The sequence below is a fragment of the Schaalia sp. Marseille-Q2122 genome (genome assembly GCF_903645355.1).
Lineage (GTDB): Bacteria > Actinomycetota > Actinomycetes > Actinomycetales > Actinomycetaceae > Pauljensenia.
The window spans coordinates 455,120-467,697 of sequence record NZ_CAHJXR010000003.1 but is presented as its reverse complement, the minus strand read 5'-3'; the positions used below and the strand labels follow the sequence as shown (position 1 = coordinate 467,697).

General features: G+C 56.0%; 9 protein-coding genes and 1 pseudogene. 7 read left to right on the top strand and 3 right to left on the bottom strand.

Annotation, left to right across the window (positions count from 1 at the left end):
- The 7 genes and pseudogenes from HWX48_RS04450 to HWX48_RS04420 form a co-directional block, all read left to right on the top strand.
- Positions 1-1,158 (top strand): annotated as a pseudogene (locus HWX48_RS04450) (hypothetical protein); the annotation flags it as partial.
- Between the two features lie 177 nt (positions 1,159-1,335).
- Complete coding sequence (locus HWX48_RS04445) at positions 1,336-3,993, top strand: hypothetical protein (RefSeq protein ID WP_175955003.1); 2,658 nt, start codon at positions 1,336-1,338, stop codon at positions 3,991-3,993.
- 123 nt (positions 3,994-4,116) lie between these two features.
- Positions 4,117-4,944: an ABC transporter permease gene (locus tag HWX48_RS04440; protein ID WP_175955001.1), complete on the top strand. Its 828-nt coding sequence runs from the start codon at positions 4,117-4,119 to the stop codon at positions 4,942-4,944.
- 6 nt (positions 4,945-4,950) lie between these two features.
- Positions 4,951-6,231 carry an ABC transporter ATP-binding protein gene (locus tag HWX48_RS04435; RefSeq protein ID WP_175954999.1) on the top strand — a complete coding sequence of 427 codons (1,281 nt, stop codon included), beginning with the start codon at positions 4,951-4,953 and terminating at the stop codon, positions 6,229-6,231.
- The gene (locus HWX48_RS04430) at positions 6,228-6,449 is read left to right on the top strand and encodes a methyltransferase (protein WP_175954997.1); all 222 of its coding nucleotides are present in this window, start codon (positions 6,228-6,230) and stop codon (positions 6,447-6,449) included. Before HWX48_RS04435 ends, HWX48_RS04430 begins: the two co-directional genes overlap by 4 nt.
- Entirely contained in the window at positions 6,446-7,267 is an 822-nt protein-coding gene (locus HWX48_RS04425) for a rhamnan synthesis F family protein (RefSeq protein WP_175954995.1), read from the top strand. The genes HWX48_RS04430 and HWX48_RS04425 overlap by 4 nt, the downstream gene beginning before the upstream one ends.
- A gap of 8 nt (positions 7,268-7,275) precedes the next feature.
- On the top strand, positions 7,276-9,333 hold the full coding sequence (locus HWX48_RS04420; RefSeq protein WP_175954993.1) for a glycoside hydrolase family 99-like domain-containing protein: 2,058 nt from the start codon (positions 7,276-7,278) through the stop codon (positions 9,331-9,333).
- Between the two features lie 154 nt (positions 9,334-9,487).
- On the opposite strand, the gene HWX48_RS04415 is transcribed toward HWX48_RS04420, so the two are convergent.
- The 3 genes from HWX48_RS04415 to HWX48_RS04405 form a co-directional block, all read right to left on the bottom strand.
- Positions 9,488-11,080, bottom strand: a complete 1,593-nt coding sequence (locus tag HWX48_RS04415; protein WP_175954991.1) for a hypothetical protein — start codon at positions 11,078-11,080, stop codon at positions 9,488-9,490.
- A 4-nt stretch (positions 11,081-11,084) separates the two neighbouring features.
- The gene (locus HWX48_RS04410) at positions 11,085-11,543 is read right to left on the bottom strand and encodes a GtrA family protein (protein ID WP_175954989.1); all 459 of its coding nucleotides are present in this window, start codon (positions 11,541-11,543) and stop codon (positions 11,085-11,087) included.
- A 102-nt stretch (positions 11,544-11,645) separates the two neighbouring features.
- The gene (locus HWX48_RS04405) at positions 11,646-12,560 is read right to left on the bottom strand and encodes a glycosyltransferase family 2 protein (protein WP_175954987.1); all 915 of its coding nucleotides are present in this window, start codon (positions 12,558-12,560) and stop codon (positions 11,646-11,648) included.
- Positions 12,561-12,578: the final 18 nt, after the last annotated feature.

Sequence of the window (12,578 nt, the reverse complement as noted above, 5' to 3'; positions counted from 1 at the left end):
ACCCGCAACACCACCGGCTTCAACCTCACCCTGCCCGCCAAACCCGGCACCCACACCATCTGCGTCACCGCCCTCAACCAAGGCGGAGGCACCAACACCCACCTCGGATGCCGCACCACAACCCTGGCACCTCCCCCCACCCAGCCCACCAGCCCTCGCGGCAACTTCGAAGAAATCATCCCCAACACCACCAAACAAACCCTGACCGTCAAGGGATGGACCTTCGACCACGACACCCCCACCCCCATCTCCATCCACGCCACCATCAACGGCACCACACACACCGCAACAGCCAACACCCCACGCTCCGACGTCCAACGCGCCTTCTCCCTGACCCGCAACACCACCGGCTTCAACCTCACCCTGCCCGCCAAACCCGGCACCCACACCATCTGCGTCACCGCCCTCAACCAAGGCGGAGGCACCAACACCCACCTCGGATGCCGCACCACAACCCTGGAGGGCGGACATCGATCAGGGTTTAATCCGGCTTCTATCATCACTGACGACCAACTATTTGCTCCCAACACCATGGATGCCTCCGCCATTCAGAGCTTCCTCAATGACAAAGGCCGCTCCTGCCGTGCGGGATCTCAGGGCGTCCCTTGCCTCAAGCACTACACCGAGCGGACCCTGCCGATGTCCCTGCCCTACTGCACACCTTTTAGTGCCGGACACTCCGATTCCGCCGCCCAGATCATCAACAAAGCAGCTAAGGCCTGCGGGATCAATCCACAAGTACTGATTGTCATGCTGCAAAAAGAACAGGGCCTCATCACAGCTTCAGGCAATGCATTAACGCGAACCCGTTACCAGCGTGCAATGGGTCTTTCCTGCCCCGACTACGGCACGTGCGATCCCTCTCAAGCGGGATTCTCCAAGCAGGTCTACGGGGCTGCCGCCCGCTTGGTGAAGTACGTGAAGGAGCCTCACCGATACAATTTCGCAGTTGGGAGGACCTCCCAGATCCAGTTCCATCCCTCAGCGTCTTGCGGTTCATCAGCGGTGACACCCCAGAACCGCGCAACCGCCGCCCTCTACAATTACACGCCATACCAACCTAATACAGCAGCATTAAACAACATGTATGGAGTCGGGGATTCCTGTTCCTCCTACGGCAATCGAAACCTCTGGAGACTGCTCAAAGCATGGTTCTAGACACATAGTTCGAGACACCTGGTTCTAGTAGACTTGCTTGTCTGCTTGTCTGCTTGTCTGCTTGTCGTAACACGCAGCCTACTTAGTTTTCCTGACACGCCAGCAAGGGTCACCACAATGCTCAATCACCCACGCTTGAAACGCCTGATACCCATCGTCGTTTTCTGGGCTGCAATCGTGACTATGCTCGGTATCCAGCTCGCCAAACCGCTGCTTGGCTACCAGGTTCTCACCGGCTACGACATGCTTGACCGTTTCACTCCCTGGTCGGCACTCCCCACTGCTCAGGACCAGCATGAGGGAAATCCTTATATCACAGACCAAATAGATGCCCAGATACCCGCTCTCTTTGAAGTAACAGATCGACTCTCGGAAGGCGACTGGCCTCTACAGTCGAATCTCGTACAAGGCGGCGCACCGCTTCTGGCATCCCCGTCCTTGGCGCTGCTCACCCCAACCCGCTTCCTATGGCTGCTGCTCCCAACCACTATCGCTCCGGCGTGGGTCACACTGGCAGAAGCAGCTTTCTGCGCAGGTTTCGCTTACTTGTTCGCCCGCCGCCTCCGTTTCACTCCCCTTGCATCCCTCGTCACAGGATTTGCCACTGCATTCTCAGGTTTTTCAATTGCGTGGAACGGGTGGCCTCAAAGCACCGTCGTCGCTTTCATTCCCATGCTGCTCTGGTCGATTGAACGCTTCCTTCAGGAGCGGCGAGTTCGCGATCTCGTGCCAGTCGCCTTAGCTGTCGCCTTCCTCCTCCTGGGAGGCTTCCCAGTTGTTGCCGGCCATTCCCTTGTCGTTGCGGGTATTTATTCCTTGGTAAGGAGCCTTTCTCCGACCATCGTCCCCACCTTCTCCTGGAGGAAGATCCGCACAAGCGCCGCCCTCCTCGGCGGACTTCTTCTCGCCGTTATCACTGGATTCGGAATCGCCGCATTTCAACTCATCCCCTTCGCAACGACGATCGTCTCTGATGCTGACCTGGAATATCGCTCCACCTGGTCCAGTCTCCAAGATCTTCCGGTGCGGTGGATGACAACGCTTCTTCCCCGCGGACTGAATATCCCTTTTTCGCCTCAAGATGCGGCAGCCTTCATTGGTGCAGCAGTACTGGTTGCTGCTGTTCTTGGATGCCTTGCCCTTCTGCGCGGTGCCCTCCCTCTCTCCGTCGCCTCAGTGTTCATTGGGACATGCCTGTTTGTTGTCGCTTTTGTTTCCTACCAAGATGTGCTGGATTGGGGAAGGCTCTTCCGCGATCTTCCTTTGCTCGCAAATAATCCCCCCGGTCGACTCCGAGCCCAACTCGCCTTACCTATCGCTGTCTTCGCTGGCCTAGGGATCATGTGGCTTGAAGGGCATTCTCCCAGGGGCCATTGGGTGGGATGGAAACGCCTCCAACCAGGTTTTTCAGTGACATCTGCTGTGACCGTCACTGTCACAACACTGGCCCTCGGATACGCCATCGGCATTACCTCACGCAATCCCGACATTCCCCACCCTGACTTCTACCTTCCGGATGCTGCCATTGCTGTGATACCGCTGGTAATCATCTCCATACTCATGTGGCTCGCTGTCCGCGTTGAGCTTTTACGCCCCCTCACGCTGTCTGCTTTGCTGGCGACGATCGCTTTCCAACCCCTGCCTGCATTGCAGTACTTCTGGCCGGTGGCCGACACTCACGAGGTCTACCCGCATTCAGAGGTCCTTGATTTCCTCGCAGATTCAGTCGGGCACAACCAACTTGCCACCGTCGGTTTGGCCCTCCGCCCCAATGTTCCCAATATTTATGGCATCCGCATGGTCAATGGTCATGCCTTCGTCACCCCTGAGTGGAAGGCCGCATTACAAGAGGCGGATCCTACGGTTTTCGTCGGTGGAGGTACGTATAGTTTCCTCGAGCAAACTCGCAGCACAGCATTTGACAATCCTGCCCTTGACAAGCTCGGCGTGCGATACGTCGCCGCAGCTGCAACCGAGCTCATCCCGGCAAGTCCTACTACTCTTGTCCCCCTCCCCGGTAGTTACGATGCTCCCGAAGGTGACCACTGGACGCCTATTCCCCCCTCGGGCCTCGATCTCACCCTCGCCGCTAACATCGAAGGCATCAACGGCTTGGTCGTCATTGTTGACAAAGCTGATGAAGCAACCGTCTCTGTTGAGGCACGCAACTCCTTAGGTCAGCACGTAGAAAATCACTTGCAGGTATTCCCTCGAGGCGAACGCACACAGGTTCCTATCGGTTTGTCGCTCAGGGGGCTGTCCGATAAAGATGTTGATCTCAGCGTGCGCGTCACTGCCCGACCAACTTCTGGCTCACACACTCCCCAGATCCAAACGTCTGCCGATGGTCAAGGATTCTTCCTCAATCATGGCGATGAGCGTTTCCCGTTGGTCTTTGCCGGAGAGGACACCCTCGTGTGGGAACGCACCACCGCTTTACCGCGCATTCGCTTTGAAGCACACGGACGCACAGGACAGCCCGCCATTACTGACCCCGCGATCACCATCACCGAGGACACAGGCGATATCGTGAGCCTTGAGGTCAGGGCTGCTTCACCTGGGCAGGTCGTCATTGCTCAAGCGGCGGCGCGCAACTTCGTCGCGATCGTGGACTCTGAGCGCTCAGAGATCATTAATCGTGAGGATGGTACCGTTGCGATAGCCGTTGACGCCGGGGACCATGAAGTTTCTCTTGAATACCACCCGCGCTACCTTGACGAGGCCCTCCTCATCTCCGCTCTGAGTGTAGTGCTGGTGATAATGACCGCACTTGTGCCGCTGGTGTATGACCGCCTTCGTCGTTCACGCCCTGACGATGAGGGACACAGCGAGTGATGTCACGCAGGCGCCAACTACACACATTGGAAGGCACAGCAATATGATGGACCAGATAACAGTGGCGGGTTTGTCCGTTTTCATACAACCGATAGCTAGGTGAATGCTTCAATGAGTGTTCAGATGACCAAAGGTACGCGCACCAAGCGAACCATTTGGCAGCAGTGGAACCTTATCCATGCCTTCGCACAGCGCGACCTGAAATCAAAGTTCAATGCCACCGCCCTCGGGTGGCTCTGGTCGCTCGTGGTTCCGCTGACGACTCTAGGAATCTACACACTCATCTTCGGGGGACTCTTCCAGATGCAAGCCCCGCAACTTGCTTCTCGTCATGAAGGCATTGCGATCTTCGCCATCTGGTTGTTCGCTGGGCTCATCATCTGGGGCTTTTTCCAGAACTCCATTAACGCTGGCATCAATGGCCTCGTTAGTTCCGGAGGTCTCCTCCAAAAAGTCTACTTCCCCGCCTACGCTCCCATTTTGGGCGCTGGCTACGCAGTGGCAATCCAATCCTTCATCGAAGTGGGCATCCTTCTTGTGGTTCTCGCCCTCCTCATGAATATCTCGTGGACCTGGCTTCTTCTCGTCCCCTTCTTCGTGCTGCTGCTTGTCTTCGTTGCTTCGCTAGCCACCGTTCTGGCCGTATGGAACATTTATGTGCGCGACCTCGCCCACCTTGTGGGGGTATTCCTCCAACTCCTCTTCTACGCAACCCCTATCATCTACCAGATCTCGCTTGTGCCGGACTACTTCCACGGCATTCCTCTGCGTCAAATCATGGGAAACCTTCCCATGGCGCAGTTCATCACCCTGTTCCGAACGCTCGTCTACGATCTCTCCCCGGGCACCGCAGCCCAATGGCTCTCTTGCCTCTTCTGGGCACTCATCTGCGCGCTACTTGCGTGGTGGGTACATCGTCACCTCGGATCAGACTTGGGTGAGAGGATCTAATTAGTTATGTCGACAGAACTCACCACACCTGACCACGAATACTCGATCATTGTTCGCAATGTGTCTAAAGTCTTTGAAGTACACGCTGATCGTCGCAGCACTCTGAAAGAACGCGTCATGCGTGGAGCCGCTCGCCAGCGATCCGTCTTCCACGCCCTAGACGATGTGTCCTTCTCAATCAAAAAAGGCTCCACCTTCGGCCTCATCGGCCACAACGGGTCAGGCAAATCCACCATGCTGAAGATCCTGGCAGGCGTCTACCAGCCCTCCAGTGGATCGGTCGAAGTTTCTGCCAAGGTTGATGCCCTCCTTGAACTTGGCGCAGGATTTCATGGCGAACTCAGCGGACGTGAGAACATCTACCTCAACGGGGCTATCCTTGGCCGATCCCGCAAAGAGATCGACGATACCCTTGAATGGATTATTAGCTACGCTGACATCGGCGACTTCATTGATGAGCCCGTCAAGGTCTACTCCTCAGGTATGACGGTACGACTTGGATTCGCCGTCGCGGTAGCAGTACGACCTGAGATCCTCATTGTTGACGAAATCATTGCTGTCGGCGACGAAGAGTTTCAGCGCAAGTGTTTTGACCTTATGCGCCAGCTACGCGCTCAAGGAACTACCATCGCACTCGTCACACACTCCCTGAGCCTCGCACAAGAAATGTGTGATGAAGTGGTGTGGCTTGATCACGGTCGCGTCAAAGAAGTGGGCGATGCCTCGACAGTCATCTCCTCCTACATCGCTGATGTCAACGCCCGTGAGAACGCGAAACGAGCCGCTGAAGAATCTCTTGACTTCGATCCTGATGACGAGTTCAACCAGAATCAAGGCATTGGAACCTGCCGGATGATCGGAGTGGAGTTCCTCAATAAGGACCTCCACCCCTCTCCCGCCCTGCTCACAGGGGAAGCCGGAACGGTTCGCATCCACATTCGCTCCGCGCAAGCCCTCGATAACATCGAGGTCGGTCTTTCTTTCGTTGCGGGCGGGACAGTTGGTGTAGCTGGACCTAATTCCCGACACGGCGGTCGATCCTATTCGCTCCCTCAAGGCTGCTCCTATGTCGACTACACGATGGATCCTGTGCTCTTCCTGCCCGGCCCCTACAAGCTGACAGTGGGCATATTCGGCGGGGACGGAACAATCTATGACTTCTCGAATATGCGCACCGATATGCGCGTACATAGCAGCCAAGTCGTTGAAGAACCTGGACTTGTAGCCCTACCACCTGGGATGTGGAGCCGCGAACCTGTAGTCACCACAGAAGAAGATCATTCATGAGCACTCAGACAGAAGAAGAACTGCGCCTCTTACGCGCCGCCCTGCGACATTCACAACAGGAGCAAAACCGCGTGCTCCTACGAACCCAAGCACTTGAAGAAGAACTAGCAGATAGCCGTCGGCAGCTTGATGAAACCCGGGACCATATGCGCGCTATTCGCTCATCCCTCTCCTGGCGCATTACCTTCCCTCTCCGAATTCTGACCGGACGACGATGACTGCTTCTTCCCGAACCCTCGTACGTGTTGCCTCTCCCGCGAATTCGATTCGCGTGGAGCGGGGAGATGTTGATTCCCTCTCCACGGGGCGTGTCGCGCTTATCGCGCAGTATTCGGCTGGGGCTGTCCAGTCTCGCTCACTGTCGGAATACGCTTTTGCTCTCAACCGCGCGGGCTTCTCGACCGTTATCATCTCGACGACTGAAGGTGATACCCCCCTGGAGTTTCCCCACGGGCTCCCAGATGACACCGTCGTACTGCGACGCAAGAACATCGGGTACGACTTTGGTTCCTGGGCCAACGCGTTGGATTTCCTCCCTCACGTGAGAAACACCCAGGCAGTCCTCCTCACCAACGACTCGCTTCTTGGCCCCTTCGCCCCCATTGATGACCTTCTGCAGTGGGCGTGTACACCAGGTCCGGATATCTCCTCGTTGACGCGTTCTTTCCAGATTCGCCCTCACCATCAGAGCTACTTCCTCTGCTTCCATGGGGGGATTCTCAATGATCGTCCATGGCGACGCTTCTTCGGGAATATCCGCACAGAGGCAGACAAGGAAAGCATCGTGATGCGTTACGAGATTGAGCTCTCTCGTTTCGCGTTCCAAGAGGCGTACTCCATGGAGGCTTATGTCAAGGATCACCAGATAGAACCCCATGGGACTAACCCCACCACCGAAGCGTGGCGGGCGCTCTTAGCTGCTGGTGTTCCCTTCATTAAACGCACTCTGCTTACCCACCCCTCTCTCTCAGATCAAATCCCGCTGGTTCAAGCAGCTGTATCTTCCCAGTATCGAACAAACATTAATCTTTGGTAGGAGTCTTCATGCGACGCATCACTAAGCACGGAGTGGAACGCCGTTTGAGGCACTATAACAATCGCCTCCGCCAGATTGCCGTAAATATCATCGAAACAGGAAATCCCCACGGGAGACTTGCGAAGCATCCCGCAGATTTTCTCAACTTTCTGGAGCGTCAGGGGGGCCGCCAAGATGAAGGCTTCCCCGCAGCGTGGAGAGTGGACGATCGCTTAGTCATTGACAAGCCCGCGCGCCTTGCCGTCGTGCTCAACTGTTACTACACCGACCTTCTTCCACAGCTCCTTGAGCGTTTGACCCTCATTCCTATTCCCTTCGATCTCTTCGTCACCAATGTGTCCGGTCAAGAGGTGAAGATCCCTACTTCGCTAGGCAATATGAACCATAGCGTTGTGCTTGACTGCGCCAATCACGGCCGCGATATCCTCCCTATGGTGCAGCTGGTCAATGCGCGTTTGCTCGACCCTTATGACCTCATTTTGAAGGTCCATACGAAGAAGAGCCCCTGGCGTGCCGATCATGCCGAACTTTCCGGCTCAGGAGAGCAGTGGCGCGATGAATTCCTCGACGCTCTGCTTCCCTCGAAAGAACGAATCGAAGAACTGATCACAGCGTTCCGCCAAGACCCCCATCTGGGGGTCATTACCGCACCAGGCAATATCGTCGGCAAAGAGTTCTGGGGCGGCGATCAGCGGATTGTTGAACAGCTTCTTCGCCGCATTGAATTATCGCTTGATCCCGATTCCTTGCGTTTCCCGGCAGGTTCAATGTATTGGTGTCGCGGTTTCGTCCTCCAAGGACTTCGCGCGTTTAACCTGATCGCAGACGACTTTGATCGGGAAGCCGGTCAAGTTGACGGCACTACCGCCCATGCCGTTGAACGCATTATTGGCATCGTCGCAGAGGAAGCTGGCCTCAGCCTCGCCACTTCAGATGACATTGAAACTGCTGTCGACCGAGACGCTCTCAGCCGTCTTCTCGACGCGTATCGACCAGAATGTGCTCCCACTCAGAGGGCCACAGTCCTTCCCTTCTACCTTCCTCAGTTCCACCCCTCCCCCCACAATGATCGCTGGTGGGGTACCGGATTCACCGAATGGCATAATGTTGCCGGGGCAATCCCAGCGTACGAAGGCCATTACCAACCCAAGATTCCAACAGATCTGGGCTTTTATGATCTGCGTCTTGACGAGGTCCGTCAGGCGCAAGCTGACATGGCTGCTGCTCACGGCATCGCGGGATTCATGTACTACTACTATTGGTTCTCCGGCGAACGGGTGTTGAATCTTCCCATTGAGCGTTTGAAGGACTCTTCCGTAGACTTCCCCTTCTGTCTCATGTGGGCCAATGAGAATTGGACGCGACGTTGGGACGGACGCTCACAAGATATCCTGATCGGCCAGGACTACCATCGTGTCCCCGCTGAGGACTTCATCGACGACATTATGGAGTTCCTTCTTGATCCTCGGTACATCCGTGTAAATGGCAAAGCCATCATTGCCGTTTACCGCCCCGGCCAAATGCCTGATTTTGGGCGCGTTGCTGCCGAATGGCGCCGCAGAGCCCGCGAAGCTGGCGCTGGCGAACTCATGATCCTCTCCGTAGCAGTTGCACGAGATTTTGGCGCCATCGACGCTGAATCCCGTTTGGAAGTGGACGGCACCCTAGAGTTTCCTCCCCACGGACTTCCATGGGTAGCTGGTCCCAGCTGGGATGCTCATCTCGATTCACGGTATGCAGGTAATTTCATGAGCTACCAAGCCAGTGCAGCCGCTTCCATGCGGAAGGCTCATGTGATGAACGATGACGAGTACCCCGGCGTGATGGTGACCTTTGATAACACGGCACGGCGCCAGTGGAAACCTGACATCTGGTACGGATCGAATCCCTATACCTTTAGACGCTGGGTAGCCTCCCACCTGGACGCGCTGATGACCCGCCCTCCTGAATCACGAATCATGTTCGTCAATGCGTGGAATGAGTGGGCAGAGAGTGCCGTTCTTGAACCGACAACACGTTTTGGCATGACTTACCTGCTCGCCCTTCGTGATGCGATTCGAGGATAGCCTCCACTCCGCCTCTTGAAAGGCCCTGGCTAGACCTTCTCGTCTGGCCAGGGCCTTCTTGTATGCTCAGGCCACTGGCCCGAATTGAGGCACCGTTGTCGATGGCGGAGTGTCACCTCGCTCCGCGGCAGGGCTCCCTCCAGCCTTCATATTTTTACGGGAGAAGGCGCGATTCTCTCCTGCCTGTCTGTTTTCTCCAGTGCGCGACGGTAGACAGGCAGCGCGGAAGAACGGCTGCGCAGCCGATGGTGGCGAGGATGATGCCGATGTAGACGTAGGAATACACGTAGAGCGCCTTTGTTTCCCAGAGCAAGTGGAAGAGAAAGCCTCCCACCATGAATAGCGCAACGCTGAGCGGAGCGGCCCGCATGAGGGTGCCCTGATCGCTTCGAAGGCGCCTCATGAGCTCAAGGGCACCAAAACCATAGATAAAGACGAGAACCCCTCTCATCGCCATCGTGACAGCGACATAAAGGGACCCTCCTGAATAAAGCTCGCGCACCAGTCCCTGCGAGAAACCTGGGCGATCAGCAGGAACATCGCTGGCCCACACCGCTTGAAACATCGGATCGAGCCATGTTGATTGAGCCTTAGTGGCCAGGAAGCGCAATCCGTGATCTGGGCTGGATATTCGCAAGTGTACGGCTGTCGAGAAGTCCTGACGAGCCTGCTCTTGAGCGGCAGCGGAGTTGTACCCGCTATCACGCCAAAGGGCTTCGGGGTAACCGTTGTACCAGCCTGGCAATGCGCCTTGGCGCAGGGTGAAAAACTCAGCATCCGTGCGCGAATCCTGGAAACCCATGGCGAGCCAACTCAATGATGGCAACCCTTCCGAGGCTTCCAGGCCGGTCACTTGTCGCGTCGATGCCTGCAGCGCTGCAGGCACCAGAGTGACGCTCGCTATCAGCACGAGGGCTGAGGCAGCCTTCCGCAGGGAGGGCGCTTTGAGAAGGGCGGCGAGGTAGACGCAGCCGATCGCAATAACCCCGATGGAATAGTTCGGACGGATAACGCAGGCGAGGGTCACAAGCACCACGCCCAAAATCCAGCAGCGCTCACAAGTGCCATCAAGAAAACGGACGAGGTAGTAGAGGGCCGCAAGAAAAAGAGCCAATGCCGGCAGGTGGTTGTACCCAAAGAAGATGAAGAGAAGATGGGGAACAAAAATAGCGGGCAAAACAATGGCCCCGGTCTGAGCATATGAGTTGCCACCCGAGGTGTGACGAACAATCTGCCAGAGATAGAAATTGGCCACAATCAGCCACAGTAGATTCAGAGCGTACAGCCAATATGCGCCAGAGAAAACCGTCATTCCAAGAATGTAGTAATACATCAGTCCAAGCTGATGAGGGTACATGTGCATGTACCCTCCGGGTTTGAATGATTGATAGTCACCGCGAAGAAAGGCCTCGCCTGCTTGGAAGGTGAAGAGGGCATCGGCGCGCATCTGTGGGTCAAAATGAGAAATGAGGAAGACTCCTGTCAGCACAAGACAGAGAGATACTCCGAGAAAAAGATGATGGGCGCGAATACGGCTGAGAACGGCAACCATTCCGACGACGGAAAGGACAATCCCGACAACTACCAGGAACTGAGGAATACCCATCGACGAAATCTCAGGAATTTCATTACCGTCGAGCGGCAAAAAAGATTGCCGAAAGAGTGAGGCAAGAAATATTGAGGCCAGCACAAATAACGCAATACCAAAGACTGCGCGAACAGCCCAGGCCACGACACCCTTCACCATTGCCTCACTCCCCTGCCTCTGCGGCACCATCGGAAGCAGAGCGCCGCGGACCGGTAAAAACGTAGTACTTCTGGGCAAAATAGTTGAGAAGAGTATAGAGGATGGCCCCCAGAGCCATCGACACATTGCCCCTACTGATCTCAGACCAATCAGCGAGTACCCATCCAATGATGTGGAGCGCAAATCCGTAGGCTACAAGATAGCTCATGGCGATCGCGGCGATGAATCGAAAGATCTCAGCCCACGACTGCCCCTTTTGGCTAAAAGTGAAGTACTTATTGAGAATATAGGACAGGATACTTCCGACAATATAATTCATTGCCGACGAGAACCAATACCCTGCGGACGTGAAATTATAAAGCAAGAACATCACTAGTGCGCCAACAGCGGTATTGACGACACCGACACAGGCAAAACGAATAAATGTTGACAAGAAAATCGCCTCTCTCATGCCTTTCATCATCACGCGAGTTCACAATAACGTGAAACGAAAGCATGCTCTGAGCCTCGCCCCTCGCATTGCCCTGCGGCGCCCAGCACCCTCGTCATCATTCTCGATCCCGTCCTAGCGAGGGCCCGACCGCCCTCGCAAGGCGTGCGTCGCCCCCAAGGTCATCTGCCGAATGCGTTCACCCCTCCGGTCGGCCAATATCGCATTAAAGGCCGTGTACTTACACAACCAGAGCATATATCCCAAAGCCCACGGAAGGGTAAAGGTGCCTCGTCGGATCAGCGCTATCGTATTTCGCACAAGATAGTATGTGCGCACCGGCGCATGAATATGAATCGGCTGCGCTCGCCACCACAGCTTCGTCGTCGCATCACCCAAACTGTGTTCCATCGCCACACCTGGAATGACATACAGAGCAAAACCATGAGCGCCCGCACGTAAACCCCACTCCAGATCCACGTGATCAATGAACAGGGACTCATCCATGAGCCCTACCCTCTTCAGGCAACGCACGTCAATCAAGCAACCTGAGGCAATGACAAAGGGGACGCGCAGGGCTTGCGTGGCAAGTTCGTCAGGGCGGGCACGTCGTGGCCCCCAGCGTCGAGAGACATAGACGAGCTGATCCCCGCCTTCCTTCATCTCACCGACCAAAGGTCCAACGGCACCAGGAGGTGGAGAAATGCTCCCCATCGCAGTCAATAAGTCCTCCACCATAGACAGCGGCGGCTCCGAGTCATCATCAGAGAGAAGAATATGGGTGGCTCCGTGCCCCAAAGCGCGCTCAATGCCAATATTCTGGGCACGTGCAATGCCCTCATTGGCTCCTAAAGCGACAAGCTCCCTGGCACTATCCGCGCTGGCCCACCGTTGCAATACCGCCACTGTGCTCGCATCCGAGGCATTATCCACCACGACAACACCTGCGCACTGCGCCGCCAAAGTGTCCAGCAACGCCACTACACCCTCTTCAGGATGGTAGGTGACCACCACCGCATACACTGACGCTTGCGCAGCTGAGGCAACCATTGCGCCCTCCTGAAATTC

What these genes read in the sequence shown, in the direction of transcription:
- HWX48_RS04440 (WP_175955001.1), top strand. Translation starts at nt 4,117, where the DNA reads ATGACCAAAGGTACGCGCACCAAGCGAACCATTTGGCAGCAGTGGAAC.
- HWX48_RS04435 (WP_175954999.1), top strand. Translation starts at nt 4,951, where the DNA reads ATGTCGACAGAACTCACCACACCTGACCACGAATACTCGATCATTGTT.
- HWX48_RS04430 (WP_175954997.1), top strand. Translation starts at nt 6,228, where the DNA reads ATGAGCACTCAGACAGAAGAAGAACTGCGCCTCTTACGCGCCGCCCTG.
- HWX48_RS04425 (WP_175954995.1), top strand. Translation starts at nt 6,446, where the DNA reads ATGACTGCTTCTTCCCGAACCCTCGTACGTGTTGCCTCTCCCGCGAAT.
- HWX48_RS04420 (WP_175954993.1), top strand. Translation starts at nt 7,276, where the DNA reads ATGCGACGCATCACTAAGCACGGAGTGGAACGCCGTTTGAGGCACTAT.
- HWX48_RS04415 (WP_175954991.1), bottom strand. Translation starts at nt 11,080, where the DNA reads ATGGTGAAGGGTGTCGTGGCCTGGGCTGTTCGCGCAGTCTTTGGTATT.
- HWX48_RS04410 (WP_175954989.1), bottom strand. Translation starts at nt 11,543, where the DNA reads ATGATGAAAGGCATGAGAGAGGCGATTTTCTTGTCAACATTTATTCGT.
- HWX48_RS04405 (WP_175954987.1), bottom strand. Translation starts at nt 12,560, where the DNA reads ATGGTTGCCTCAGCTGCGCAAGCGTCAGTGTATGCGGTGGTGGTCACC.